Here is a 22,152-nt window from a genome sequence, read left to right on the forward strand (position 1 = left end):
GAAAGCAACAGAAATGGTTGTGAATATGTGTAAATTTTGTCGATTTTCCTCATCAAATCATTCCATATGTTAACTATTATAGTAAATGTTATTTACTAGACAAATGGAATTCAAGAAAAAAAATACCGCCCGGTAATCAGCTCCAGCTGATTCCAGACGATATTTAGACGTGCGATGCTCCGGATTTGTTGCTTACATTTGACCGGAAATTTTCGATTTCAATGCATCTTTGCTTTGTACGCCGACCATTTTGTCAACCGGTTGGCCGTCTTTGAACAAAATGAGGGTCGGGATACTCATAACGCCGAATTGCGAAGCAAGCTCAGGCTCTTCGTCTACATTGATTTTGCCGATTACCGCTTGGCCTTCCAGTTCAGTCGATAATTCCTCCACGATCGGAAGCTGCATTTTGCAAGGTCCGCACCATGGCGCCCAAAAGTCTACAAGGGAAACGCCGCTCTCAATGCTTTTTGTAAAGTTGTCTTTCGTAAGTGCTACTGCCATTTCAATCATCCTCTCCAAACAGTTTGTATGATAAAGGGAAAACCCGTCTCACCGGTTGTTATAGCCTCGCCGTTAGCCGCAAGCATGAATTTGATTCAGCACATCCTGGATGGTTATGGCGTTGAAATGATCCTCCAGCTGTTTCTCCGCCTTGCAGAAGATGCCAAACATCACCTGATTCATATTCGAGCCTACCACGCAATCCATCTCCGGATTGCCCGAGCACCAGCTCGGAATCAGCGAGCCTTGAGCCATCACGCGATAAATATCCGCCAGCGTTACGACGCCCGGATCAATCGTCAGCCTATAGCCGCCGCCTGAGCCTTCGCGCGTATCGACATAGCCGCTGCGGCGCAGGCCGCTCATGACTTTGCGGATTCGTGCGGAATGCGTGCCTACATTTTCGGCGATCAGATCGCTGCTTGCCATTCTCTCCGGCAAATAAGCTAAGTAAACGAGACTGTGTACGGCAATGGTAAATTCGCTGTTCACTGTAAACGGGCCTCCCTGCTTTGTACTGTAATTTTATCAGTTACAGTTACTTTTGTCAATAGTCAGGTCGCCGGATTTCTTTCTTAGCATGCAGCGCGCGGCTTGCTCTTATTCTCCGCTAGAATTTGGTCTGTATCAAATTGCTGGAGAATACATATGAAATGTGCTTCTACTCCCGTCTTGCCAAGCAACACGGGCGGCACATGCTTCCGAATCCGGTTTTGCTTTGCAAAACTTTAAGGAGGTGATTGAAAATGGCGCTATTTTGGAATCGATGGATTGCCGTACGCACGGAAGGAGGCTCTAGATCAGAGCTGATTGACCGACTTCAAGCGCACTTTAAGGCAAACGGGCTCAAAACCAAAATTACCATTGAAGGAAGTTCCTTGAAACGGATTCATGTGCTTAAGAAGGACGCCGATCGGGCTAAAGTGCTTTTGGATGCTTTTGACGAAGAGCACTAAACCAGTCCGGCAACGCTTCACAATTGCTTCGCCAAGCAGCGGCTCCGTTTATGCGGCAGCCGCTGCTTTTATCCGATTTCATTAGGACGAGCGGCCGAGCACCGACGAATGACGCATGAAGCGGTAGCCCTTACGGACGCCGTTCATGACCCACTCGGGCACGGGCACCGGATTTCTGGACAGAAACGGCATGTAAATCCGGTTATATGCCCGCTTCAGATCATCCCACATCGTGCACGACTCATCCTTCAGAAAATCGGAAATATCGACGACGACGCCCCGCCCGTCGCTGACCATCACATTTTTGCCATGAACGTCATGCGGATTCAAGCCGCGCGAGCGAGCGTATTCGAGCGCCCCGTCGATATCGTCAATTGCGCTTTTGGGGATCGGTACGCCCTCAATGAGGCATTGATATAAGGTTTTCCCTTTTAAACGTTTTAAGATCAAATAGTAATAGCCGTCATGCTCGCCTGCGTAATAACAAGTCGAATATGCCGGATGAACGCCAAGCTTCCGGTACACCTCGCTCTCGCTCTCCCAGCCTTCACGACCGGGAGCGTATACCTTTACGACAGTATCCGGATAATCGCGATGCGCGAATACGCCCGCGTAATTGCCCGCGCCCAGCAGCTTCCAGTCCTCCGGCGCGCTGTTCACCCGAACGGGGTCCCCTGTGTTCACGCTATATATCTCAAGGCCCGGAAGGAGCGACCGCTTCGTAAGCGCAATGAGTTCTTGCAGCTCTTTCTCCTCCATTATCGATTGCGCCCCTTTCGTTTCCGCCATGATATGCACATCTTTTCATTGTAAAACGCGGAAGCGCAAAAAGAAAGACCGGTCCGTCAATGACCGCCGCTTACGATTTTCAGGCCGATGACGCCGGTTATGATCATCGCCAGGAACAAAACCTTGCGCCAATCCCGCGATTCTCCGAATAGACTCATGCCCAGCACGACGCTGCCGATCGAGCCGATCCCCGTCCATATTCCGTATGCGGTGCTGATCGGGATCGTCAAGAGCGCTTTCGACAAGAAGTAGAAGCTGACGAAGCCGGCTGCAATTGCGCCCGCCGTTCCCCTCCAGCGCTTAAAGCCGTCGGAGAGTTTCATGAACGTAACGCCGCCGACCTCGCCAAAGCCGGAAATAATCAAATAGAGCCATGCCATCTTTAAGAACCTCCCGTTTCAAAGGATTGCCGTCCGGAATTCTTCCCGGCTTCGGCCGGCTTCTCCTTCGACACGAGCTTCAGTCCGATAATGCCGCCGATTAATACCGCAATAAAGAACAGCCGCCAGAAATCCGCCGGCTCGTTCAGCACGAATATGCCCGCGATTACCGTGCCTGCCGTTCCGATTCCCGTGAACATCGCATACGCGACGCCAATCTCTATCGTCCTCATAGCCCGCGCGAACAAAATAAAGCTCGCCGCAAGCAGAACAATCGTAACAAGGCTCGGAACGAGCCGGGTAAATCCTTCCGAATATTTTAATCCGAATGTCCAGCCGACCTCCAAAAAACCGGCCAGCAGCAAATAAATCCAAGGCATCGTGTAAACCAATCCTCTCTTGCCGATCTCATTCCAGTCTGTCGTCAATCGAATACTCCGCCGATTGCAAAATAAAGCAGGACCGTTCGAGCAGCCGATGCCGCTTGAGAACAGTCCCGCTTCTTTCTTCTATACCTTCTTCTTCAGTTTGCTCCAAAGCAGCCATAACGCATTCACAATCATCCCTAACGCAATCCCAAGCACTATGGCGATGACATTCAGGATTAAATAATAGACGAGCAGCAAGCCAAAATCATAAGGATCCCCCGTCATGGGCAGCACTCTGCTCAATAAGAATGCAAACAAAACGCTGAACGGGATCCAGAATAAAATAATAAATACCGGAATATACCAATGCCGGTTCCGGAACAGCAGCACGACCGGAACGGCGAATGCCGCAATCATGATCGCGCTGATGAGATAGCTCCAATCCACTATGCGGCTGTTATAATACGAAGCATATAAGAAGGCGTTTCCTGCCAGCGCATAGAGGGCGCTCAGCAGGAACACATGGCGAAGGGAACGCCGAAACAGCGCCTGCTCTTTAGAAACTTCTTGTTCCCTCACTGCAACTTCCATTATGCCTCCGTGATTTCGCGGAGCGCTTGGATCAATGAATCCATCTCCTCATCCGTACCGATGCTGACGCGCAAATATTCATTTATTCGCGGCTGATCGAAATAACGGACGAGCACGCCTTTATCGCGAAGCCGGCCAAAGATTTGTTTGGCCGGCAATACCGGATGCGAAATGAACACGAAATTCGCCTTTGAATCGGTTGCCTTGAAGCCGAGAGCAGCCAGCTGTTCCGATGTGCGTTCGCGGGTAGCCGTTACCTTGGCGGCCGTTTCCTTGAAGTAGGCCTCATCCTCGAAGGAAGCAATCGCGCCCGCCAGGGCAAGGCGGTCAAGCGTATAGGAGTTAAATGAATTTTTGATCCGGTTAAGACCTTCGATCAGCTCCTCGCTGCCGAATGCGAATCCGACGCGCAAGCCTGCAAGCGAACGGGATTTCGACAATGTCTGCACGACCAGAAGATTCGGATAATCCGGGATAAGCCGCACCGCCGACTCACCGCCGAAATCAATATACGCCTCGTCAATAATAACGGCTTGCTCCGGATTATTCTCGAGCAGCGTCCGGATCTGCTCCAGCGGGATGAGCTGAGCGGTCGGCGCGTTGGGATTCGGAATAATGATACCGCCGTTGTCCGGCAGGAACCGGTCGATCGGAACATGGAACCGCTCGTCCAGCGGAATAAGCTCCGCCTGCAAGCCGTAAAGCTTCGCATATACTTTATAGAAGCTGTAGGTAATGTCCGGGAACAGCAACTTCTTGGACGGATCGAAGAAGGCTGCGAAGGCGAAGGCCAATATCTCATCCGAGCCGTTTCCTGCGAATACCTGCTCCGGCTTCAAGCCATAGTATTCAGCAGCTCTTTGCACCAGCGTTTCGCAGGTCGGGTCGGGGTACAGGCGCAAATCCGCATTTGCGGCTTCCTTGATCGCTTCGATCACCTTCGGTGAAGGCGGATACGGATTTTCGTTCGTATTCAGCTTAATATAGGTTTTATCCTTGGGCTGCTCTCCGGGTACATACGGTACGAGCGACGCCGTCAGCGGACTCCAAAATTTACTCAAAGGCTGATCATCCTTTCGGGTTCATCTCTGCATTTATTTTACCATTATTTTGTTCCGCGATTGAAGCGCCGACCTTGTCAGGACCAACCCCAGCAGCGCCCCGAATGTATTCAAAATAATATCGTCGATGTCAAAAGTTCCAACCTTCGACAGCATCTGGATCAGCTCTACAACGGCGATCAGCGCAATAGACGCAGCCGTCAATATGAGCACCCGCTTGTATTTCTTGTTAAGCAACGGCAGGAAGATACCGATCGGGACGAATAAGACGATATTCCCGAATAAATTTTTGAACCAGGTGTCGAAGTTAAAATGATCGTAATGGATAATGTAGCGTTTAATGGTGTTAAAAGGAACGAGATTATAGGCGTACCCCTCAATGGAATAACGGTCGCGGTAAAATAATAACCAACCCATAATGACGGCGTAGCTTAATGCCATAGCTGCAATCAATAGATTGAGCAGAATGCTTTTGAAATGCGCTCGTTTAAACATCGTATCACTTCACCTCATTCGAAGAGCCGCTCTTGTAGCTTACGGTCTCCAAGGCACGGCAAAGGTTTTGAAGCGGCCCGGCCCCGTAATTTCCAAGCCGTTAAGCTGATGGCCGTTCGAGCAGCCGCCGTCGATGCCTATTTTGCCGTCGCCGAACCAGATGTTCGGCTTGCCGTGGATATCAATCGTTTTGGTATGTCCGAAAATAACGGTCTTGCTTACGACGGTCGGCCTGCTCAGAAACGGTTCCTTCATATAAAGAAAATCTCTGGGCGGCTGCTGGCGCCAATTCGGATAATTCGGATTCAATCCGGCATGGACATAAATAAAATGCTCATCCTCATGATAGTATGGCAGCCCGTCCAAAAAGGTTAAATGATGCGGATACCGCTCAAGAATGACCGACTTCGCGCGTTCAATCACATGCTGAATAGGCCCTTGCCGAATTCCCGCATAGCTCTCCGCGGTCTGTCGGCCGCCGTGACCGGAGAATTTCATTAATGCTTGCTCGCTGCGCTCCAGCATAACGTCTACTAACCTTTCATCGTGGTTGCCCTGGATCGCAATGGCGCCGTCCTTCTGCACAAGCTGATAAACCCGTTCCACCACTTCTCTGCTCCTCGGGCCTCTGTCGACGAAGTCGCCCAGCAAAACGAGCCGGTCTTCGCCCGGATTATATTTCATAAGCGCCAACAGATCGTTAAAGGGCGTAAAGCAGCCATGAATGTCGCTGATCACTAACGTTCGCTTCATACGCGCCTGCCTGAGATAATTAAATCCCGCTCCACGCCGTCGAGCACGGCCACTCTTGGCAGATGCCCCCACTGCTCGAATCCTAACTTGCGAAGCAGCGCCAGACTTGGTTCGTTATGTCCGAAGACAAAGCCCAGCAGCGTATGGAGCCCCAGTCGCGGGCTTTCCTCAATAGCCTTCTCGATAAGAATGGATCCCAATCCGCGTGAACGGAATTCCTCCGCAATATAAATGCTAATTTCCGCAGTAGCGTTATATGCGGGTCGGCCGTAGAACGATTGAAAGCTGAACCATGCGACAATCTCTCCTTGCGTGCGCAGCACCCACAGGGGCCTGTGATTCGGCGAATGTTCGTCGAACCAAGCCCGCTTGCTCTCCACCGTGGCCGGCTCCAAATCCGCCGTCACCATCCGGCTTGCGATGGTTGAATTATAAATGTCGACGATCCGTGTCAGGTCGCTTGCCTGCGCGTCGACAATTTCATAAGGATGCTGACTGTACATGCTCGCCACCTCTTACTATTCGATGTCTAAGATTATTGCTTTTTTCTTATACAACCTTCTCTTTGCAAATTTACCGCCCAAATAACCGAATAGAACGATTGAACCGTCATACAGGATATTAAGGAGGAACGGATCGCTTTCCGGGTCGAATAATGCCGCTATCGTGCCGAAGAATTGATAGGCGAATATAATCGCACCGAGCAGCAGGCTGTGATCCAGGCCGGGCTTTTTTGATATTTTATGCGCGTAATACCCTGCACAAAATATCGAGAGCCACGCCAATAAAAACTCGCCGATAAGTTCGCTTGTGTTATTCATCAGTTCATAGCTTGTCTGATAAGACAGTTCGACTAGCGCCGCAACAAGCACAAAACCCGCGGCTACCGAACAAAACGCAAAGATAAGCACGCCTACCGTCAGCGCTTTGAAATCGATTCGTTTGACCATGGATTCTCCCTGCTCTCCCCGGATCCGTTTAAGCGAAACTTTCATTTACTCAACTTTGATGAATTATATCACAGAGGAAGGCACTTGAGCGCATAAAAATACAGCTAATCCGCCATATACCGCTTGTAATCGTCCGGCGTGTTCAAGTTGGCGAAGACAGAAAGCGGGTCGTCCTCTTGCAACTCGAGCATGAACGTATTCAACCTCGAGAGCAGCCCCATTAGCCGATAGTCTCCCGCTTCCAGCGACCTCCGGATCTCCCGCACGGTTCGCGAATGATATAGAGCATGGAAAGGCTGCCCGGATAAGCAAATGACATCCGCCTCGCTATCCGCCGCGCTTATCAGTCTTTGAAGCAGCGGTACCGATAGACGCGGCATATCGCATGCCATGACGAATGTATAACCTTCGCCAATCGCTGATAAACCCGCATGCAAGCCCGAGAGCGGTCCGCAGCCGGGAATCCGGTCGGTGACGAAATTCGCTTGCGAAGCCAAGTCGTCAAGACCCTCGCGGTAAACCGCCTCGCGCTCCGGCGCGCCAATCGCAACCGTTAAAGACTGCGCAAATGCAGACACCTGCGCAGCCAACTGATAGAGGAGCGGCTTCCCGCCGATCGGCAGCAGCGCTTTATCCGTGCCCATTCTCGAACTTTGTCCCCCTGCCAAGATCAAACCGTGAACCGGTTTGTTTGCCATTTCCTCACCTCTTTCTATCGCAAGTAACGCCTGTCGGCGTCCTTGTCAAAGGACGCAACTGTTTAAGCTATGACATATAAGCCTGGTTATAAGTGCAAAACTATAACGCTTATATTTTTAAAAAAAGCCTGCCGAGCGTTCTCGCTCTGCAGGCTGACTGACGTTTAGGCTTAAGCTTTCGCGGGATCATACGAGCTCTTCAGCGATACGATGCGGTTGAACGCCAGCTTTTCTTCCGTCGTATCCTTCGGATCGACGTTAAAGTAGCCGTGCCGGAAAAACTGGAACTTGTCGCCGCCGGCCGCTTCCTTCATGTTCGGCTCGACGAAGCCCTCCAGCACATCCAGTGAATTCGGATTGATGCACTCCAGGAACGGCTTGCCGTCCTCATCCGCTTCATCCGTAATGAGCGGTTCGAACAACCGGAACTCGGCAGTAACCGCCTGGGATGCCTCTACCCAGTGAATGGTGCCCTTCACCTTGCGTCCGGTAAAGCCGCTTCCGCTCTTCGTCTCCGGATCGTAGGTGCAGCGCAATTCGACAACATTCCCAGCGTCGTCCTTGACGGCCTCTTGGCAAGTAATGAAATAAGCGTTCTTCAAACGCACTTCATTTCCCGGGAAAAGTCGGAAATATTTGCTCGGAGGATTTTCCATGAAATCGTCCTGTTCAATGTACAGCTCGCGGGAAAAAGGAATTTGTCGAATGCCCATTTCCTCGTTCTCGGCGTTATTCTCGGCATCCAGGAGCTCGGTTTGACCCTCCGGATAATTTGTAATAACAACCTTAAGCGGACGGAGGACCGCCATCGTGCGAGGCGCCTTCAGCTTCAAGTCTTCTCTTATAAAATGCTCCAGATTCCGCTCGTCAACGAGGCTGTTGCTCTTCGACACGCCGATCTCGCGGCAGAACGCGCGCATCGCTTCTGGCGTGTAGCCTTTGCGGCGAAGTCCGCTGATCGTCGGCATGCGCGGATCGTCCCAGCCGTCAACAACGCCCTCATCCACCAGCTGCTTCAGCTTGCGCTTGCTCATAACGGTATTCGTTACGTTCAAGCGGGCGAATTCGTATTGACGCGGCTTCGATTCCATCTCGCATTCGGCGATCGTCCAGTCGTAGAGCGGACGGTGATCCTCGAACTCCAGCGTGCAGATCGAATGCGTCACGCCTTCGATCGCATCGCTTATCGGATGCGCGTAGTCATACATCGGGTAAATACACCAAGCGTCGCCCGTGCGGTGATGATGCGTATGAGCAATACGGTACAAGACAGGATCGCGCAGCGAAATATTCGGCGATGCCATATCGATCTTCGCGCGAAGCACCCGTTCGCCGTCCTTGAACTCGCCTGCGCGCATGCGCGCGAACAGATCGAGATTTTCCTCCACGCTGCGGTTCCGGTAAGGACTTTCCTTGCCGGGCTCGGTCAGCGTACCGCGATATTCGCGCATTTGATCGGCCGTCAGATCGCAGACAAAAGCTTTGTCCTTCTTGATCAGGAGCACGGCGCGGTTATACAGCTCTTCGAAATAATCCGAGGCAAATCGAAGCTCGTCCCATTCGAAGCCGAGCCAGCGGACATCCTCTTGAATGGATTCCACGTACTCCGTATCTTCTTTCAGCGGATTCGTATCGTCAAAACGCAAGTTCGTTCTGCCTTTAAACTCATCGGCAAGCTCAAAGTTCAAGCAGATCGACTTGGCGTGGCCAATATGCAAGTAGCCGTTCGGCTCCGGCGGGAAGCGAGTAACAACCTCCTGTACATGGCCGCTCTTCAAATCTTCGATAACAATGTTTTTAATAAAATTCGAGGATGAGGACTTGTTTTCCATTGTGTTCTCCACCTGCGACCACCCTTTCCACGGAAAATATTCATCCTCCTATCATACACAATATTCCTTGAAAATATAAGACATGACGATGGGCAAGCTGCCCCATTTACCTCAGGAGCGCTTTAGGCATTATTTTATACCCTCTCAGATCATCTTCGTCTCCAGCGCTTCAATCCTTGCGCAAATATCCTGATGCCAGGACGTATCTCCGGTGTCATAAGCAATGAAAGCGAGCGATTTCAACGAGTCCAGCTTCAAGATCAAATCAAGGTTAACCGCCAGGCAATGGTCGAGTTCCAGTTTCTCATTCTGCGTGAGCAGTTGATAGCCGCCGATTGCCTTTGCTTTAATAGTAAGTTCCGCCAGCCTGCGGTGTACGGGATGAATACCGACCATGTGCATGACCTTCTTTCGGCAATAGAATATGGCTTACATTCCAAGCATCGCCCAAACTTTGCAGCTTCATAATCCAATCCGATAACAAAGTCGCTAGCATGACTGCTTCCCCAAAAGATATCTGCATTCGAACAAGCTGCCCTGCATAGGCTTCATAAAAGCGAATTCAGAATTTTATTGGAATGGATGGTGAACCGATGGCGAACGCTTCTTCCATTATTATTTTTCCGGACGGCCCCTGGAGCGATATCCCCGTTCTCTATCAGAAGCTGTTCGAGAAGCTAATGGATCGACATCCCGTCTATATCGTAACGAGTCAATTCCAATCCGATCCGGTTCCTGCCGGACTAACCGCTATTTCCATGAATCAAACGTCGGATATGGATTGGAACGAATCCGTCGCCGTCGTGATGCAGCCGTATTTGGCCCCCATCGCTATTGCGGCGGCTCCGAAGAAGCTGATCGCCATGCCGCGCTCACCCAGGGAGAACGAGCCCGCGCTTTTGACAAAATGCCGAAAATGGCTTTGCGGCCACGCCGATTTGATTATCGTAGACTCGGAGCCTTATTACTTGAAGCAGACCTTCTGTACGGAGCATGTCTTTCTGCTGGACGGGCGTGATGAGGGATGTGACTTGCTTACGCTGCAGGCGTTTTTCTGGACACTTGACGGCTACACGCCGAAACCGCTCGCAAGACTGCAGCAGCGCAGCCTCGCGGACGGCTATGAACGGAAGCTGCGCGAGCACGCGGAGAGCAATGAAGCGATTGCGGTGCAGGACCTATTTAATCATGCGGTTTACCGGTATTTGATTTATGATTTGGAACGTGCAAAAGGGGCTCTTCTCTCCTCATTCGGACTGGCCGTCAAGGAAGGAAAGATCGATGCTCTGCGCAAATATTACCGCTTCCTATCCGCGATCGAAACAAAACAAGGCTTAACGAGACAAGCGGTTCGAAGCTACAGCTTTACGGCCATTACGCCGGATGAGAAGAAAACGGTACGTCAAATGGAGGAATGGCTGTTCTACGGAAAGGATGGCCTTGCGGCCGCTATGCTCTACAGTCTGAATGCGGATTTTCAGCAGGCGATGAACCAGCTTGAACTGGTCGAGCCGGAACCCGCCGCGAAGGGCTTAGTCACGGAATCCAGCATTCAGGCCGGCCGGCTGAATAAAGCGATGGAGCATATTTCTGCGGATCCGCCAGAGTCGGAAGACGAGGTTCAGCAATATGCGCTGCTGTGCGGCACGACGGCATGGCTGACAGGGAAGCGGCACGAGGCCGGTCAGGCCTTCTCGAAAGCGGGCGAAGCCCGTCATAAGGAGTTGGCTTGCCCTGCGGAATGGGATGAGCTGGAGACAGCCTTAAGAGAGCTTGCGCTTGAGCGCGAAGATTAACTTATCTATGCGAAAATATACAAATTTCACATATCCATTATCAGCTGCACGAACGAGCGATCACGCGAGATCTACCTCTATCATTTACTCATCGTTTCATCATCTATTTTGCATATAATCACCCATCAATTCTTCAATCGATCCCTCTTGGTAGATTATTGATTATAGCCAATAAATTAGGCATAAATGGACAGCACTTCGATTCAATTCTTGGGAATATGAGTTAATCATTTTTGCATAATTATAATCTTTATTTGTCATGCCGGTCTCGGGGGCCTCACCTTGTACGCACGGCTGTAAACATAACTAAACGGACAGAAACGGCCATGCCGTTTCTGTCCGTTTTCACTCCGGGACTATTTTACCTGTGAATCGAAAGTCTTATCGAAAGAAGAAAAGCAGGGACAGGATATCAGCCTGTGCCATGAGGCTGATTCTGTTCCAATGATGCAAAAGCGTAAGGACATGCTGTTGATAGATGGTCTAAACATAGTTACCGAGTATTTCGCGCCGGACGAGTGAGATACCCATCCGCCCCGTCATCCTGGTGTTTGTGCCTTTACCGGTATGTCTCTCTGTTGTTGTTTCAATGCTTCAACTGAAAATTGTCGTTTCGGATCGCGGATAAACGCTATTATTCCTTCCCAATCGACCGAAACAGCCAATATATGGGCTTTTTTTCGCCGGGAAGCCGCATCTATTTCTGTTTTAAATGAGGGAGCACTAGAGCAGCCGCTCGATTTCGCCTCTCATATCAAGCGGTTCAGCGGTCGATTCGTACCGGTTGACGACGCGCCCCTCACGGTCGATCAGAAATTTCGTGAAGTTCCATTTGATCGAGTTGCCCTGGAGGTAATGAGGGAGCTTCTCCTCCAGAAAGGCGTTCAGCATTTTGCCGCTAGGCTCGCTCGTGTCGAAGCCTTCGAAGGGCGCGGCTTCCGTTAAGTATTTGAAAAGCGGATGTGCGGTTTCGTCGCGCACGTCGGTCTTGGCGAACAGAGGGAAGGACACGCCGTAATTGATCTGGCAAAAGCTTTGCACATCCGAATTCGCCCCCGGCTCCTGTTCACCGAATTGATTGCTTGGAAAACCCAGGATCTCCAGGCCATGCTCCTTGTATTCTTCATACAGCTTCTGCAAATCGCTGTATTGAGGGGTAAAGCCGCATTTGCTTGCCGTATTCACGATGACCAGCACCTTCCCCTTGTACGGCTCCATGCTTACCCGCTCACCTTTAATTGTCTCCAGCTTGTACGAATAAATGCTCATTGTTTGTATCCTCCTTGTCGATTTCAAAAGATTTTAATAAATTAAATTGTATACAATTAATATAACAAAAGAATAACACGCCGCATATAGGCATGTCAAACCAAAAAGGTGCGTCTTGCTCCCTCTGGATGAGAGATCGACAAGGCGCACCGCAAAGTCACGTCATATGAAAATTTAAAGACTACTTTATGATTCCGGTCAGCCAATCAGTGAACAGCATATAATCATGCTCGACCTGATCCGCATACGATACCGCCCAATGCGAGATGGAAGCGCAGAACGCCTCCTCGTCTTCGCCCATGGCCTTCACGATTCCCTCCTCGCTGTGGTAAGCAAGGATACCCTGTGCAACGTCGGCATCCGCCCGGGCATGGAGCTTCGCCGTCAGCCTGCCCATCGTCTCGGTAACGGACAGAAGGTCGCCTGTCGTCTCGAGCTTCTCCAGCTTCAACCGTTTCTTGTACGGAGACCGCTCCCGCACATAGAAATGGCGCTCTCCGATCGACAGCCAGCCGAGGTACGGATCCGCTTCATGATGCATCGCCTTCTGCGTCATCGTCACCCTCTTGCCCTGATGCTCGAACTCCGTCCAGAACGTCTCGTCATACGGCATAAAGTACGCCGGCACCGGCACGCGCACCTCTTTCACCTCAAGCACGATATCGTCCACGCCTTGTTCCACTTCTCCCGCCTCTATTAATACATAGAACCGGTCAAGGCCGATCGATGCCGTTCCCGATCCGCGCTTCACGGCGATGTCCTTCACCTCGAAATGACGCTGCTCCTCCTCGCTGTCCGCGGTAACCGATGCCAGATAGTCCGGCCATGCCGCAAGCAGCGCTTCGCGCTCCTCGTCCGTCGGCGGCACGATTTCCTCCGATGAAGCGAACTTGCGATCCTCCTGCACGAGAGCCGTTACCTTCTCCAGGAAATGCTCGTCCTTCCGCTGCTGCAGCTTCTTCAGCAGCTTTTTGACCGGCCCTTCCGCCTGCTGCATGTCGACCGCATACGTCCCGGGATCGTCCTTCCCCTTCGCAAACCTGCGCATTTGCTTCGAATAGGCTTGCAAATAAGCCTCAATCGCACGGATTTGCTCCGCGACCGTCTGCTCCTTCAATCTGCACACGAGCGCAATGCTCACCGTCATCCGCAGCAGATCATTGAGGTACGAGCCCAAATAACCCTCGTCGAAATCGTTCACATCATAGACCAACGTGCCTCGCTCATTACGGAAGGCGCCGAAATTCTCGAAGTGCAGGTCGCCTTGAATCCAGGTCGGACGGTCCGCAGGCGTATGATAAGCAAACCATTCGCGCGACACGTCGAAATAAAACAAATAAGCGCTGCCGCGAAAAAAAGAAAACGGCGACAGCGCCATTTTACGATACTTTTCTTCGCGCTTGCCTCGCTCGAGCTTCATAATCTTCTGATCGAATTCTTGAAAAATCGCGGACAGCGTCCGTTTTCTCAGCTTGTTCTGAGTTAGCTTCACCCGTTCCGTCAGTTTCGAATCCATATTCGTTCCCCCGTTCGAACTAGATTTCCACCTTCTGCAGTCTCATGAAGTCGCTCACCATCGCCAGGCGCCAAGGAATAATCATGCCGAAGGCCAGCAAATAAAAGATCGCTCCGGTCTGCGGAATCGACATATACTGCTCGGCGATGCCGTGCAGCGCGAAGCGTATCGCAAACAGCGTGACCATAATGAAAATAAACGCCTTGGAGCGCCGGACATAAATCTCGGATTCCACCCGTTCCAGCCTCGTTGTAACGACAAGCGGGAAGGAGAAGATCAGCATGCCCGTTCCAAAGGCAGATACGCCCCAGCCCCATGGTATATGGGTGATCGGAAAGGCGAACATCATAAAGCCCGTTGCCATGCCGAGCGGCGGAATGATGATTTTGCGCAGGGAGGTCGGCTGCTTTCCGGCTCTTATGCGAAGAATGGCAAGTATAGTAAAGGCGAGCAAGGATACGACGACCGAACCTGCTTGAATCCATTCTGTAGACAGCAGCACTGCGCGCTACCTCCGTTTGTTGTGAAGTGAAATTTACTTTTTGTTTACGTATGGTTAATCGTACTGCAAAAAAGCGTCCTCTGCAATCGAGTGTGCTGTATAATGAAAAAAACGACAGTCCGGAGCATGATTTCATATGCCCGGACTGTCATTTTTCAATTTATGATTCCCTGTTCCGCTTATTTAATCGCAACCCAAATTTCATTCATGGAATCCGGACTGCTCAGATCGGAATCGATATACACCTCGAATGATGGAGCATCGGCCGGCTCGTAGCCATTGGAAGGAAACCATTCCGAATAAATGTCCTTCCAGGTCTGCACCATGGCACCCGGAATGGGTCCCCGCACTTCGAACAAGACCCATTTGGACGCCGGAATATCGAGGCTTTCGAAACCTTCCGGCGTATCGCCGCTGTGCTCGGAAGCAATCCAATAGTCCATTGTATTGTTCTCCGCGTCAATATTGCCGCAAAGTCCCAGCATCCCTTTAATCTGCCCGTTGTTTAGTTCCAGCAACCGGCTAACGGTTCCATCCCCGTTGACTTGACCCCAAAATTCCGGAATCCCCGGAACGCCGTTGCCCTCCTCCTCCGCGCACGGAAAATTCCTTTTTACACCCGTTACTTGAAAAGCGTCTCTGTCCACCATTTGATATCTCATCGGTTCTGCTCCCTTCAATTTAACCTGAATCGTCAGGCGGTTATAGGATTGCAGCCTTCCTATGCCTTTCCGCGCCTCGCTCGGCGTTACGCCATGCTGCTTGCGAAAGGCTTTCGCGAAAGACTCGGGAGTGTCGTAGCCATATTTGTCAGCAAGGTCGATGATTTTAAGCGAGGTGCCCGTAAGATCCTGGGCCGCCAGCGTTAACCGGCGACGGCGAAGATATTCCCCCACAGACAGATCGGTTAAGATCATGAAGGTCCGCTGAAAATGAAACGGAGACACATTCGCTTGCCCCGCTATTTCATCGATCGTCACGGTGTCCAGCAAATGCCGCTCCATATACTCTATCGCTTTCTGCAAGCCCTCGACCAATGCCATGTCTCTTCACTCCTTATATGAATTGTAATCGTGAGTTTGCTTTCAAGCCTGTCATTTTATGCTCTGTTCGGACCAAACGTGGAAGTTTGCCCGGGAATTAACCGTCAAGGTTATTCTTCTTTTCAAAAAAAGACAAAGCAAGACCCGGTGCAACCTCTTGCTCATCAAGCAGCTGAAAGCCGTTTTTCAAGTAAAGCGTTTTGGCAGGCGTATTCCTTGCTCCGGTGGCTACGATAAATTTCACAGCCTCATCCTCCAGCTGCAATACAAAGCTTAGCAGCGCCTGGGCGATTCCTCTGCGGAAATAAGCGGGATGTACGACCATCCGGTGAATGTCAACAGTTCCCTCATCCAACTTAAATGAGATCGCTCCTGCCAAGGTCTCGTCGGTGTAATAGCCGTAGAAGGTCTCTCCGCAGGCCATCAACGAGCCGGTCGTATCCTTAAGAGGAGGAATCTCTTCGTACCCGATGAGCTCCGCCTCCACCCGATAAGCGGGAAGCTGCGCCGCAAGCACTTGTCGCGCCGTTTCCTCGTTCGTTATGTCAAGAATCTTTATCATTTCTGTTCACCCTTTAATCATGGTCTCTTGTACTTGAATATTTTAACCTATTCATTGAGAGAATGGTTGTATTTTGGATATTTTAATTCTCTTATTGCTTAGAGGATGAAGACAAACAAATAAGGCTGCCGACCGGCAGCCTTTATGCTGGAAAGTTAATTCAATTTATGCTCCCATCTCTAGCAACTTTTCTTCCGCCGCTTTCTTACGGACGCCGGAACCCGACAACCGGAAGGATGCGACTGCCGTCGCTGCCGCGATCATAACGCCTGCCGCTCCGATCCATGTGATGGACGACAGCGACAGCTGCTTGACGACTACGCCGCCCAGTCCCGCGCCGGCAGCCATGGCTAGCTGCAGCATCGAGGTGTTCAAGCTGAGCATGATGCCGGAAGCCTCGGGAGCCAGGCTGATTAAATTGTACTGCTGCGTCGGACCCGACGACCAAGCCGAGAACGACCAAAGCATAAGCAGCGGGAAGACGGCGACCGCGGACTGTCCGGCAAGCGAGAGCAAAACTAGCGCAACCGCGTGAAGCAGCATGCCGATAACCAACGTACGGGGAGCCCCCCATTTATCGGTGCTGAAGCCTCCAAGCTTGGAGCCGATCAGACTGGCGATCCCGAATGCAAATAGTCCAATGCTGACGCCCTGCTCGTTAAAACCCGACACGTTAAGAAGATACGGCGATAAATAGGTGTTCGCGATCGAATAACCGCCGATCCAGAAGAAAGTGACAAGCAAGGCGACAACGATCTTCGGCTGCTTCAGCAGCGCAAGCTGCTTGCCGATCGGCACCGGCTCTTCGCCGTCCGTTCGCGGAATCGTGAACATAATAAGCAGAATGGCAACGAGTCCCAATAGGCCGATTCCGGCGAAAATCATTTTCCAATCGAAGGCGGATGCTACGACCCTTCCTATCGGCACGCCGATAATAAGAGCGGTGCTGAAACCCATAACGAGCGTCGCGATGGCGCTCCCTTGCTTCTCGGGCGGGGCGAGCTTGGCTGCTACGGTAAGCGCCGTAACGACGAACACCCCGGTGCTGAGCGCCAAGACGACTCTTGAAGCCATAAGGAACCCGAAACCCGGCAGCAAAACTGCGATTCCGTTGCCTGCGGCAAATACGGCGAGGGCAACGATCAGCAGCTTTCTGCGCTCCACCCGGGCCGTTGCGGCCATCAGAATCGGGGTGCCGAATGCGTAGGCCAGCGAGAATACGGTAATTAGCTGGCCAGCCGCGGACACCGATACTCCCGAATCCTCGGCTACCTTATCCAAAATGCCTGCGATAATAAACTCCGACGTACCGACCAGAAAGCTGATGACGGCGAGCATGTAAATTTTCAAAGCGTTCGACATGACGGTGTTGCTCCTCTCTCCACTCCAATAATTTTTATATTTCTAAATGTATAGAAATAAAACTTAAAAAAAATGACTGCGTTTTTTCTGCCGTCTCCTCCCTGTGGACAGAACAAACCCGTCGTGCTGTGAAATATAGGCTTCTTCCCGCTAGATTTCAAGCAAATACGGCGCGTACTTTTGCGCCAATTCGCGGTTCACGCTGTAGTAGATGTAGGTACCGTCCTTGCGGGTGCTCAGAAGGCCGCAGTCCGTTAATTGCTTCAGGTGATGCGACAGCGTCGAGCCCGCGACGGATTCCAGCTTGCTCCCGATGTCGGAGCAGCATAAGTTCCGTTCCTCGGTGAGCAGAAGAGCGATTTTGAGCCGTGTCGGTTCTCCGAGCGCCTTATATATCTTGACCGCTTGCCGTACGTCTGCGTTATCCTCCATCATCGTCCCCCACACCTTTACAAGTTGTCGTTATTTCTATGGATGTCGAAATAAAGATATCACAGCCTATTAGAAATGTAAAGCCCGGGTGTGGGAATTCTGCAACTATTGCCTGAGACCGGCCGTTCAGCATCACTTTACTCAACTCAGCCTATGTTCACTTTCCTATATAGCACCTTAATCTTACTATTCACGATGTTATCCTGTATTTCGTCCAGTAATTTTGTATGATCCAGACACGGATTGTCGTCTATACTGGAAATTTGCTGTAATACGTGCAGGGGACTACAAAAATAGTGACTTCGCGCCTGAAAAGGTGGGTGAAATCCAGTATAGCCGCTAGTATCCGCACAAATAAGCTTCTATCCTGTACGAGATCCAGTATAGTTCGGATTCGGGTCTATAAAATCTGATCTCACAAAATCAACTAATTTCACTCAATCAGATCCAATAGATAGACCTGATTCCAATAATCTGCCTCTTCCCTGTATAATACAAGGACAGACGCTGGCAAGCATTTATTGCTAAGGAGGGGCCATATGAGCGAACGCGTTATGTTAGTCAAGCCAACAGCTGCCTTAAATGAATCATATCTACCTTTCTATCGAGAATGGTTAGACAGCGGCGAAGACATGGTACCGTGGGTCATCAGCAAGGATCCTGAAGACTTTAACGGGATGGTGCGGTTTCTGCTGGAACAAGAGACGAGAGCAGGCGTGCAGGACGGCTGGGTCAAAAACTCAACGTATTGGCTGGTTGCGGAGGAGAAGCGGGTCGTTGGAGCCGTGAACATCCGACACGCGTTGACCGAGCATTTGTTCAACTGCGGCGGCCACATCGGTTACGGTATTCGCCCTTCCGACAGGCGCAAAGGCTATGCCACGAAGCTGCTGGCGTTAGCGCTGGAAGAAGCGAGGGAGCTGGGCATTCTTAATGCCCTCGTCGTCTGTGACGCAACAAACACCGCATCCGAGCGGACGATCTTAAATAACGGAGGCATAGAGGACGAGAGCTTCACGGAAGAAGACGGAAACGTGGTCAAGCGATTCTGGATTGCCTTATGAACCGAATCACATACAACCGGACGCTCCTTCAAACTGCTAACAATGAGGCAACCTTATTATTTTATGAGGCAAACCTCATTCCACGTGATGGCAGCCTCATGGGGAGTGAGGTTTGCCTCACTATTTGTTCCGAGCATTATAAAAGACAACGAGAAGTGTAAGGTTTACCTCATAAATAGTGAAGTTTCCTCAGCGCCGCCAACACGGATCATCATCACGTGCTTAAGGTCACGCACAAGGAGATCCCACGTCAATAATATAACAGGCCTTCCGCTCGGCAAATGCCGAATGGAAGGCCTGTTTCATCTATGTTAACCCTTTGGGATATATTGGCGGATATCGACGCCAAGCGCTTCCGACAGCTTCATGCCAAACGTACGGTCGGCGCGGAAGAAGTTGCAGATGGCGCGCAGCCGGATGTCGTCATTCGTCTGCTTCAGCTCGCCGACGACGTTCGCGATCAAATTGGCCTGCTGCTGCTCCGACAACGAGCGGTAACGCTCGCCGGCCTGCGTGAAGTCGTCCGTTTTGTCGATCTTCTGACGCCCGGCCATTCCTTGCACGGGCACGTAGGAATCGATATAATCCGGCGCATCCTTCGGACTCTCGGATGAACTGTTCGGTTCGTAGTTTACGGGCGACGGATCGGCCTTCATCGTCATCGCGCCATCTCTCTGATGGTTGCGGACGGGAGCGTAGGGACAGTTCACCGGAATGTTCAAGTAGTTGGCGCCAAGGCGGTACCGCTGCGTGTCCGGGTACGAGAACAGCCGGCCTTGCAGCAGCTTATCTTCGGACGGCTCAATGCCCGGGACCAGCGCGCTCGGCGAGAATGCCGACTGCTCAACCTCGGCGAAGTAATTGACCGGGTTGCGGTTCAACGTCATCGTTCCGACCTTCTGCAGCGGATACATATCCTCCGGCCACACCTTTGTCGGATCCAGCGGGTCGAAAGCGTACCGATCCACGTGCCAGGCCGGCATCAGCTGGACATGAAGCTCCCATTCCGGAAAATTGCCCAGTTCGATCGCATCGTACAAATCACGGGTAGCATGGTTGAAATCCTTGCCCTGCATGTCGCCAGCTTCCGCTGCCGTAAAGTTGCGCACGCCTTGAAGCGACTTCCAATGATATTTGACATACGTTTGCTTGCCCAACGCGTTAATCCACTTGAAGGCATGAACGCCGAAGCCGTCCATTTCACGATAAGTCGCCGGGGTTCCGTCGTCCGAGAACACCCAAGCGAGCATATGCGTCGATTCCGGGCTTAGCGTCATGAAATCCCAATATCGCGCCGGATCTTGCAGATTCGTATGCGGCGCCGGCTTAAGCGAATGAACCATATCCGGGAACTTCATCGCATCGCGAATGAAGAACACGGGCAAATGATTGCCTACGATGTCGTAGTTGCCTTCCTGCGTATAGAACTTGACCGCAAAGCCGCGAGGATCGCGAGCCGTCTCCGGCGAGCCCGAGCTGTTAATGACGGTCGAGAACCGGACAAATACGGGCGTCTCGCCTCCCGCCTCCTGCAGGAAATGAGCCTTCGTATGCTCCGACATGCCGATCTCCGTCCGGAATACGCCGTGAGCGCCTGCTCCGCGGGCGTGCACGACCCTCTCAGGTATGCGCTCCCTGTCAAAATGCGCCAGCTTCTCCAGCAGATGATAGTCTTCCAATAATGCAGGACCGCGCTGCCCGGCTGTGCGGGAGCTTTGATTATTGCCAACCGGCGTGCCTTGATTCGTCGTTAAGAAGTTTTCCATGATAGCACCTCGTTGATTAGTTAGAATTTAGACTTGATCTAAATCTTTAAACCAATCTTATCGGATGCGAGGCAGCCTGTCATGAAAACACGATGAATGAACAATGAATATTTCATGAAAATGCCTTTTGCGTGAAGGCCAAAGCCCGTATGCCGATAACGAGAACGTATCCTGAGGCGCATGCACTCATTCGATGCAGCTCACAGCCTGCCGGTCGCGGTCGTCCGCCAGCCGGTAGCCTGCGCCGCGTACGGTTACGATATATTTCGGCGACACGGCGCTGTCCTTGAGCTTCTTGCGCAGACTCTTGATATGAGCGTCGACGAGATTGCTCCCGCCGAAAAACTGAAGCCCCCATACGGTATCCAGAAGGGATTCACGCGTCAGGACTGATCCGTCGGACGATATGAAATGCAGCAGCAGATCGTACTCGGTTTTCGTCAAATCAATCCGCTTGCCGCCACGGTCAACCGTCATTTTCTTCAAATCGATGCGGATGTCCTTAAAGGCGCGAATATCGTCCTCAGCCGCATGCGGTACAGACGCCGGCCGGTTCTCCAGCATCCGGTTAATCCGCTGCAGCGCCTCCTCCGGCTTGGACGGCCATACGAGCAGCTCCGCCGCTCCAAGCGCCGCGCTACCGCGGGCTTCATACGATTGCCGGTCCAGCAGCACCAGAACAGGCACGCCATGTTGGTCCGCAGACTGGATCAACTCTTCGCCGGCCTTCAGCGTATTGCCCCCGCCCGAATGAATAACAGGAATCGCGTCGTATACGAGCAGCTCCGGCTGAAGGCTCCCCAGCATCCCCTTGTTAAAATCATGCAGCGAGAATACGTCGTAGCATTGCGCCGATAAAGCGACAAGCAGGCTCTTCACCCGTTCGGGCAGCGGGCTGATAATCATAACCCGCTTCGTCAGCGAGCAAAGCATGCCGCTTGGCAGCTCCGTCTCCCCCTGGTAGCCAGCCGAAGCAAGGCTTTCCAGGCTTTGTCCTGCTCTCGCGGCGGATACCGCACCCGTTATGATTGTTTCGTTGCGCATGACTCACATACCCCCTCCAGCACGACCTGCGCGTGCTCTATCGTATATTTCGTCTCCTGCGCCACCTTCTCCAGCCACTCCTTCGGAAGATCGGTCAACACCTCGTCCACCCGTCCGCAGACCGTACAGACGATATGCTGGTGCTCCTCCGTTCTCGCGTCATAGCGGCTTACCGCCTCGCCCAGCTTAAGCTCGCGGATGAGGCCGGCATCGGTCAAATAACGCAGCGAGTTATAGACCGTACCGTAAGCGAAATTAAAACCTTTCTCTCGCAGGCGATCAATGACATCGGCTGCCGTCGGATGATCATGCGCGTGCTGCACCACCTCGAAAATCGCTTTACGCTGCACCGTTAAGTTGATTTTAGCCACTTGGCATCCTTCCTTATTCAAAACTGACTTTAGACTAAGTATAAATTT

General features: G+C 51.7%; 27 protein-coding genes. 3 read left to right on the top strand and 24 right to left on the bottom strand.

Annotated elements, in window-relative coordinates:
* Nucleotides 1-192: 192 nt before the first annotated feature.
* Nucleotides 193-504 carry a thioredoxin gene (gene trxA / locus H581_RS0100735; protein WP_028608330.1) on the bottom strand — a complete coding sequence of 104 codons (312 nt, stop codon included), beginning with the start codon at nucleotides 502-504 and terminating at the stop codon, nucleotides 193-195.
* A 72-nt stretch (nucleotides 505-576) separates the two neighbouring features.
* Nucleotides 577-996 carry an RrF2 family transcriptional regulator gene (locus H581_RS0100740; RefSeq protein ID WP_028608331.1) on the bottom strand — a complete coding sequence of 140 codons (420 nt, stop codon included), beginning with the start codon at nucleotides 994-996 and terminating at the stop codon, nucleotides 577-579.
* Nucleotides 997-1,250: 254 nt separating this feature from the next.
* Here H581_RS0100740 and H581_RS0100745 point away from each other — a divergent pair, with 254 nt between their 5' ends.
* Nucleotides 1,251-1,460, top strand: a complete 210-nt coding sequence (locus H581_RS0100745) for a hypothetical protein (RefSeq protein WP_028608332.1) — start codon at nucleotides 1,251-1,253, stop codon at nucleotides 1,458-1,460.
* Between the two features lie 81 nt (nucleotides 1,461-1,541).
* Here the strand turns inward: H581_RS0100745 and H581_RS0100750 are convergent, their stop codons facing one another.
* From H581_RS0100750 to H581_RS0100805, 12 genes are all read right to left on the bottom strand, one after another.
* Nucleotides 1,542-2,249, bottom strand: coding sequence for a serine/threonine-protein kinase (locus tag H581_RS0100750; RefSeq protein ID WP_425414566.1), 708 nt, complete (start codon nucleotides 2,247-2,249; stop codon nucleotides 1,542-1,544).
* A 56-nt stretch (nucleotides 2,250-2,305) separates the two neighbouring features.
* Nucleotides 2,306-2,629 carry a DMT family transporter gene (locus H581_RS0100755; RefSeq protein ID WP_028608334.1) on the bottom strand — a complete coding sequence of 108 codons (324 nt, stop codon included), beginning with the start codon at nucleotides 2,627-2,629 and terminating at the stop codon, nucleotides 2,306-2,308.
* A 2-nt stretch (nucleotides 2,630-2,631) separates the two neighbouring features.
* A complete protein-coding gene (locus tag H581_RS0100760; RefSeq protein WP_342663376.1) occupies nucleotides 2,632-3,057 on the bottom strand; it encodes a DMT family transporter in 426 nt (141 codons plus the stop codon).
* Nucleotides 3,058-3,138: 81 nt separating this feature from the next.
* Nucleotides 3,139-3,588, bottom strand: coding sequence for a hypothetical protein (locus H581_RS0100765; RefSeq protein WP_028608336.1), 450 nt, complete (start codon nucleotides 3,586-3,588; stop codon nucleotides 3,139-3,141).
* On the bottom strand, nucleotides 3,588-4,649 hold the full coding sequence (hisC, locus tag H581_RS0100770) for a histidinol-phosphate transaminase (RefSeq protein WP_028608337.1): 1,062 nt from the start codon (nucleotides 4,647-4,649) through the stop codon (nucleotides 3,588-3,590). Before hisC ends, H581_RS0100765 begins: the two co-directional genes overlap by 1 nt.
* Nucleotides 4,650-4,682: 33 nt before the next feature.
* The gene (locus H581_RS38555) at nucleotides 4,683-5,144 is read right to left on the bottom strand and encodes a VanZ family protein (RefSeq protein WP_028608338.1); all 462 of its coding nucleotides are present in this window, start codon (nucleotides 5,142-5,144) and stop codon (nucleotides 4,683-4,685) included.
* A gap of 39 nt (nucleotides 5,145-5,183) precedes the next feature.
* Nucleotides 5,184-5,897 carry a metallophosphoesterase gene (locus H581_RS0100780; RefSeq protein WP_028608339.1) on the bottom strand — a complete coding sequence of 238 codons (714 nt, stop codon included), beginning with the start codon at nucleotides 5,895-5,897 and terminating at the stop codon, nucleotides 5,184-5,186.
* Nucleotides 5,894-6,400, bottom strand: a complete 507-nt coding sequence (locus tag H581_RS0100785; RefSeq protein ID WP_028608340.1) for a GNAT family N-acetyltransferase — start codon at nucleotides 6,398-6,400, stop codon at nucleotides 5,894-5,896. The genes H581_RS0100780 and H581_RS0100785 overlap by 4 nt, the downstream gene beginning before the upstream one ends.
* Before the next feature lie 15 nt (nucleotides 6,401-6,415).
* Complete coding sequence (locus tag H581_RS0100790; RefSeq protein WP_028608341.1) at nucleotides 6,416-6,847, bottom strand: hypothetical protein; 432 nt, start codon at nucleotides 6,845-6,847, stop codon at nucleotides 6,416-6,418.
* 104 nt (nucleotides 6,848-6,951) lie between these two features.
* Nucleotides 6,952-7,545, bottom strand: a complete 594-nt coding sequence (gene mobA, locus H581_RS32635; RefSeq protein WP_084134398.1) for a molybdenum cofactor guanylyltransferase — start codon at nucleotides 7,543-7,545, stop codon at nucleotides 6,952-6,954.
* Between the two features lie 170 nt (nucleotides 7,546-7,715).
* Nucleotides 7,716-9,377, bottom strand: a complete 1,662-nt coding sequence (locus H581_RS0100800) for a glutamine--tRNA ligase/YqeY domain fusion protein (protein ID WP_028608342.1) — start codon at nucleotides 9,375-9,377, stop codon at nucleotides 7,716-7,718.
* Between the two features lie 144 nt (nucleotides 9,378-9,521).
* Nucleotides 9,522-9,773 (bottom strand): DUF7667 family protein, encoded by a 252-nt coding sequence (locus H581_RS0100805; RefSeq protein WP_028608343.1) that lies wholly within the window; start codon nucleotides 9,771-9,773, stop codon nucleotides 9,522-9,524.
* Between the two features lie 197 nt (nucleotides 9,774-9,970).
* Here H581_RS0100805 and H581_RS0100810 point away from each other — a divergent pair, with 197 nt between their 5' ends.
* Complete coding sequence (locus H581_RS0100810; protein ID WP_028608344.1) at nucleotides 9,971-11,173, top strand: hypothetical protein; 1,203 nt, start codon at nucleotides 9,971-9,973, stop codon at nucleotides 11,171-11,173.
* Nucleotides 11,174-11,896: 723 nt separating this feature from the next.
* Here H581_RS0100810 and H581_RS0100815 read toward each other — a convergent pair.
* The 7 genes from H581_RS0100815 to H581_RS0100845 form a co-directional block, all read right to left on the bottom strand.
* Nucleotides 11,897-12,442 (bottom strand): glutathione peroxidase, encoded by a 546-nt coding sequence (locus H581_RS0100815; RefSeq protein ID WP_028608345.1) that lies wholly within the window; start codon nucleotides 12,440-12,442, stop codon nucleotides 11,897-11,899.
* A 181-nt stretch (nucleotides 12,443-12,623) separates the two neighbouring features.
* Entirely contained in the window at nucleotides 12,624-13,958 is a 1,335-nt protein-coding gene (locus H581_RS0100820; RefSeq protein ID WP_028608346.1) for a DUF2252 domain-containing protein, read from the bottom strand.
* Nucleotides 13,959-13,977: 19 nt separating this feature from the next.
* Nucleotides 13,978-14,460, bottom strand: coding sequence for a CcdC family protein (locus H581_RS0100825; protein ID WP_245599849.1), 483 nt, complete (start codon nucleotides 14,458-14,460; stop codon nucleotides 13,978-13,980).
* Nucleotides 14,461-14,639: 179 nt separating this feature from the next.
* The gene (locus H581_RS0100830; protein WP_028608348.1) at nucleotides 14,640-15,503 is read right to left on the bottom strand and encodes an AraC family transcriptional regulator; all 864 of its coding nucleotides are present in this window, start codon (nucleotides 15,501-15,503) and stop codon (nucleotides 14,640-14,642) included.
* A gap of 97 nt (nucleotides 15,504-15,600) precedes the next feature.
* Nucleotides 15,601-16,065, bottom strand: a complete 465-nt coding sequence (locus tag H581_RS0100835; RefSeq protein ID WP_028608349.1) for a GNAT family N-acetyltransferase — start codon at nucleotides 16,063-16,065, stop codon at nucleotides 15,601-15,603.
* A gap of 165 nt (nucleotides 16,066-16,230) precedes the next feature.
* Nucleotides 16,231-17,427, bottom strand: a complete 1,197-nt coding sequence (locus tag H581_RS0100840; RefSeq protein WP_028608350.1) for an MFS transporter — start codon at nucleotides 17,425-17,427, stop codon at nucleotides 16,231-16,233.
* A 150-nt stretch (nucleotides 17,428-17,577) separates the two neighbouring features.
* A complete protein-coding gene (locus H581_RS0100845) occupies nucleotides 17,578-17,862 on the bottom strand; it encodes an ArsR/SmtB family transcription factor (RefSeq protein WP_028608351.1) in 285 nt (94 codons plus the stop codon).
* 536 nt (nucleotides 17,863-18,398) lie between these two features.
* Here H581_RS0100845 and H581_RS0100850 point away from each other — a divergent pair.
* Nucleotides 18,399-18,923: a GNAT family N-acetyltransferase gene (locus tag H581_RS0100850; RefSeq protein WP_028608352.1), complete on the top strand. Its 525-nt coding sequence runs from the start codon at nucleotides 18,399-18,401 to the stop codon at nucleotides 18,921-18,923.
* A 311-nt stretch (nucleotides 18,924-19,234) separates the two neighbouring features.
* Here H581_RS0100850 and H581_RS0100855 read toward each other — a convergent pair whose 3' ends face one another.
* From H581_RS0100855 to H581_RS0100865, 3 genes are all read right to left on the bottom strand, one after another.
* Complete coding sequence (locus tag H581_RS0100855) at nucleotides 19,235-20,689, bottom strand: catalase (RefSeq protein WP_028608353.1); 1,455 nt, start codon at nucleotides 20,687-20,689, stop codon at nucleotides 19,235-19,237.
* Nucleotides 20,690-20,875: 186 nt separating this feature from the next.
* Nucleotides 20,876-21,733 (bottom strand): winged helix-turn-helix transcriptional regulator, encoded by an 858-nt coding sequence (locus tag H581_RS32640; RefSeq protein WP_051250362.1) that lies wholly within the window; start codon nucleotides 21,731-21,733, stop codon nucleotides 20,876-20,878.
* Nucleotides 21,712-22,104: a Fur family transcriptional regulator gene (locus H581_RS0100865; protein WP_028608354.1), complete on the bottom strand. Its 393-nt coding sequence runs from the start codon at nucleotides 22,102-22,104 to the stop codon at nucleotides 21,712-21,714. The genes H581_RS32640 and H581_RS0100865 overlap by 22 nt, the downstream gene beginning before the upstream one ends.
* Between the last annotated feature and the right edge of the window lie 48 nt (nucleotides 22,105-22,152).

Origin of the sequence: Paenibacillus harenae DSM 16969 (assembly GCF_000422465.1) — a bacterium.
Classification (GTDB): Bacteria; Bacillota; Bacilli; order Paenibacillales; family Paenibacillaceae; genus Pristimantibacillus; species Pristimantibacillus harenae.

What these genes read in the sequence shown, in the direction of transcription:
- H581_RS32640 (WP_051250362.1), bottom strand. Translation starts at nt 21,733, where the DNA reads ATGCGCAACGAAACAATCATAACGGGTGCGGTATCCGCCGCGAGAGCA.
- H581_RS0100810 (WP_028608344.1), top strand. Translation starts at nt 9,971, where the DNA reads ATGGCGAACGCTTCTTCCATTATTATTTTTCCGGACGGCCCCTGGAGC.
- H581_RS0100800 (WP_028608342.1), bottom strand. Translation starts at nt 9,377, where the DNA reads ATGGAAAACAAGTCCTCATCCTCGAATTTTATTAAAAACATTGTTATC.
- trxA (WP_028608330.1), bottom strand. Translation starts at nt 504, where the DNA reads ATGGCAGTAGCACTTACGAAAGACAACTTTACAAAAAGCATTGAGAGC.
- H581_RS0100850 (WP_028608352.1), top strand. Translation starts at nt 18,399, where the DNA reads ATGAGCGAACGCGTTATGTTAGTCAAGCCAACAGCTGCCTTAAATGAA.
- H581_RS0100815 (WP_028608345.1), bottom strand. Translation starts at nt 12,442, where the DNA reads ATGAGCATTTATTCGTACAAGCTGGAGACAATTAAAGGTGAGCGGGTA.
- H581_RS0100790 (WP_028608341.1), bottom strand. Translation starts at nt 6,847, where the DNA reads ATGGTCAAACGAATCGATTTCAAAGCGCTGACGGTAGGCGTGCTTATC.
- H581_RS0100765 (WP_028608336.1), bottom strand. Translation starts at nt 3,588, where the DNA reads ATGGAAGTTGCAGTGAGGGAACAAGAAGTTTCTAAAGAGCAGGCGCTG.
- H581_RS0100845 (WP_028608351.1), bottom strand. Translation starts at nt 17,862, where the DNA reads ATGATGGAGGATAACGCAGACGTACGGCAAGCGGTCAAGATATATAAG.
- H581_RS0100785 (WP_028608340.1), bottom strand. Translation starts at nt 6,400, where the DNA reads ATGTACAGTCAGCATCCTTATGAAATTGTCGACGCGCAGGCAAGCGAC.
- H581_RS38555 (WP_028608338.1), bottom strand. Translation starts at nt 5,144, where the DNA reads ATGTTTAAACGAGCGCATTTCAAAAGCATTCTGCTCAATCTATTGATT.
- H581_RS0100840 (WP_028608350.1), bottom strand. Translation starts at nt 17,427, where the DNA reads ATGTCGAACGCTTTGAAAATTTACATGCTCGCCGTCATCAGCTTTCTG.
- H581_RS0100755 (WP_028608334.1), bottom strand. Translation starts at nt 2,629, where the DNA reads ATGGCATGGCTCTATTTGATTATTTCCGGCTTTGGCGAGGTCGGCGGC.
- H581_RS0100750 (WP_425414566.1), bottom strand. Translation starts at nt 2,249, where the DNA reads ATGGCGGAAACGAAAGGGGCGCAATCGATAATGGAGGAGAAAGAGCTG.
- H581_RS0100745 (WP_028608332.1), top strand. Translation starts at nt 1,251, where the DNA reads ATGGCGCTATTTTGGAATCGATGGATTGCCGTACGCACGGAAGGAGGC.
- H581_RS0100805 (WP_028608343.1), bottom strand. Translation starts at nt 9,773, where the DNA reads ATGGTCGGTATTCATCCCGTACACCGCAGGCTGGCGGAACTTACTATT.
- mobA (WP_084134398.1), bottom strand. Translation starts at nt 7,545, where the DNA reads ATGGCAAACAAACCGGTTCACGGTTTGATCTTGGCAGGGGGACAAAGT.
- H581_RS0100820 (WP_028608346.1), bottom strand. Translation starts at nt 13,958, where the DNA reads ATGGATTCGAAACTGACGGAACGGGTGAAGCTAACTCAGAACAAGCTG.
- H581_RS0100780 (WP_028608339.1), bottom strand. Translation starts at nt 5,897, where the DNA reads ATGAAGCGAACGTTAGTGATCAGCGACATTCATGGCTGCTTTACGCCC.
- H581_RS0100855 (WP_028608353.1), bottom strand. Translation starts at nt 20,689, where the DNA reads ATGGAAAACTTCTTAACGACGAATCAAGGCACGCCGGTTGGCAATAAT.
- H581_RS0100835 (WP_028608349.1), bottom strand. Translation starts at nt 16,065, where the DNA reads ATGATAAAGATTCTTGACATAACGAACGAGGAAACGGCGCGACAAGTG.
- H581_RS0100830 (WP_028608348.1), bottom strand. Translation starts at nt 15,503, where the DNA reads ATGGCATTGGTCGAGGGCTTGCAGAAAGCGATAGAGTATATGGAGCGG.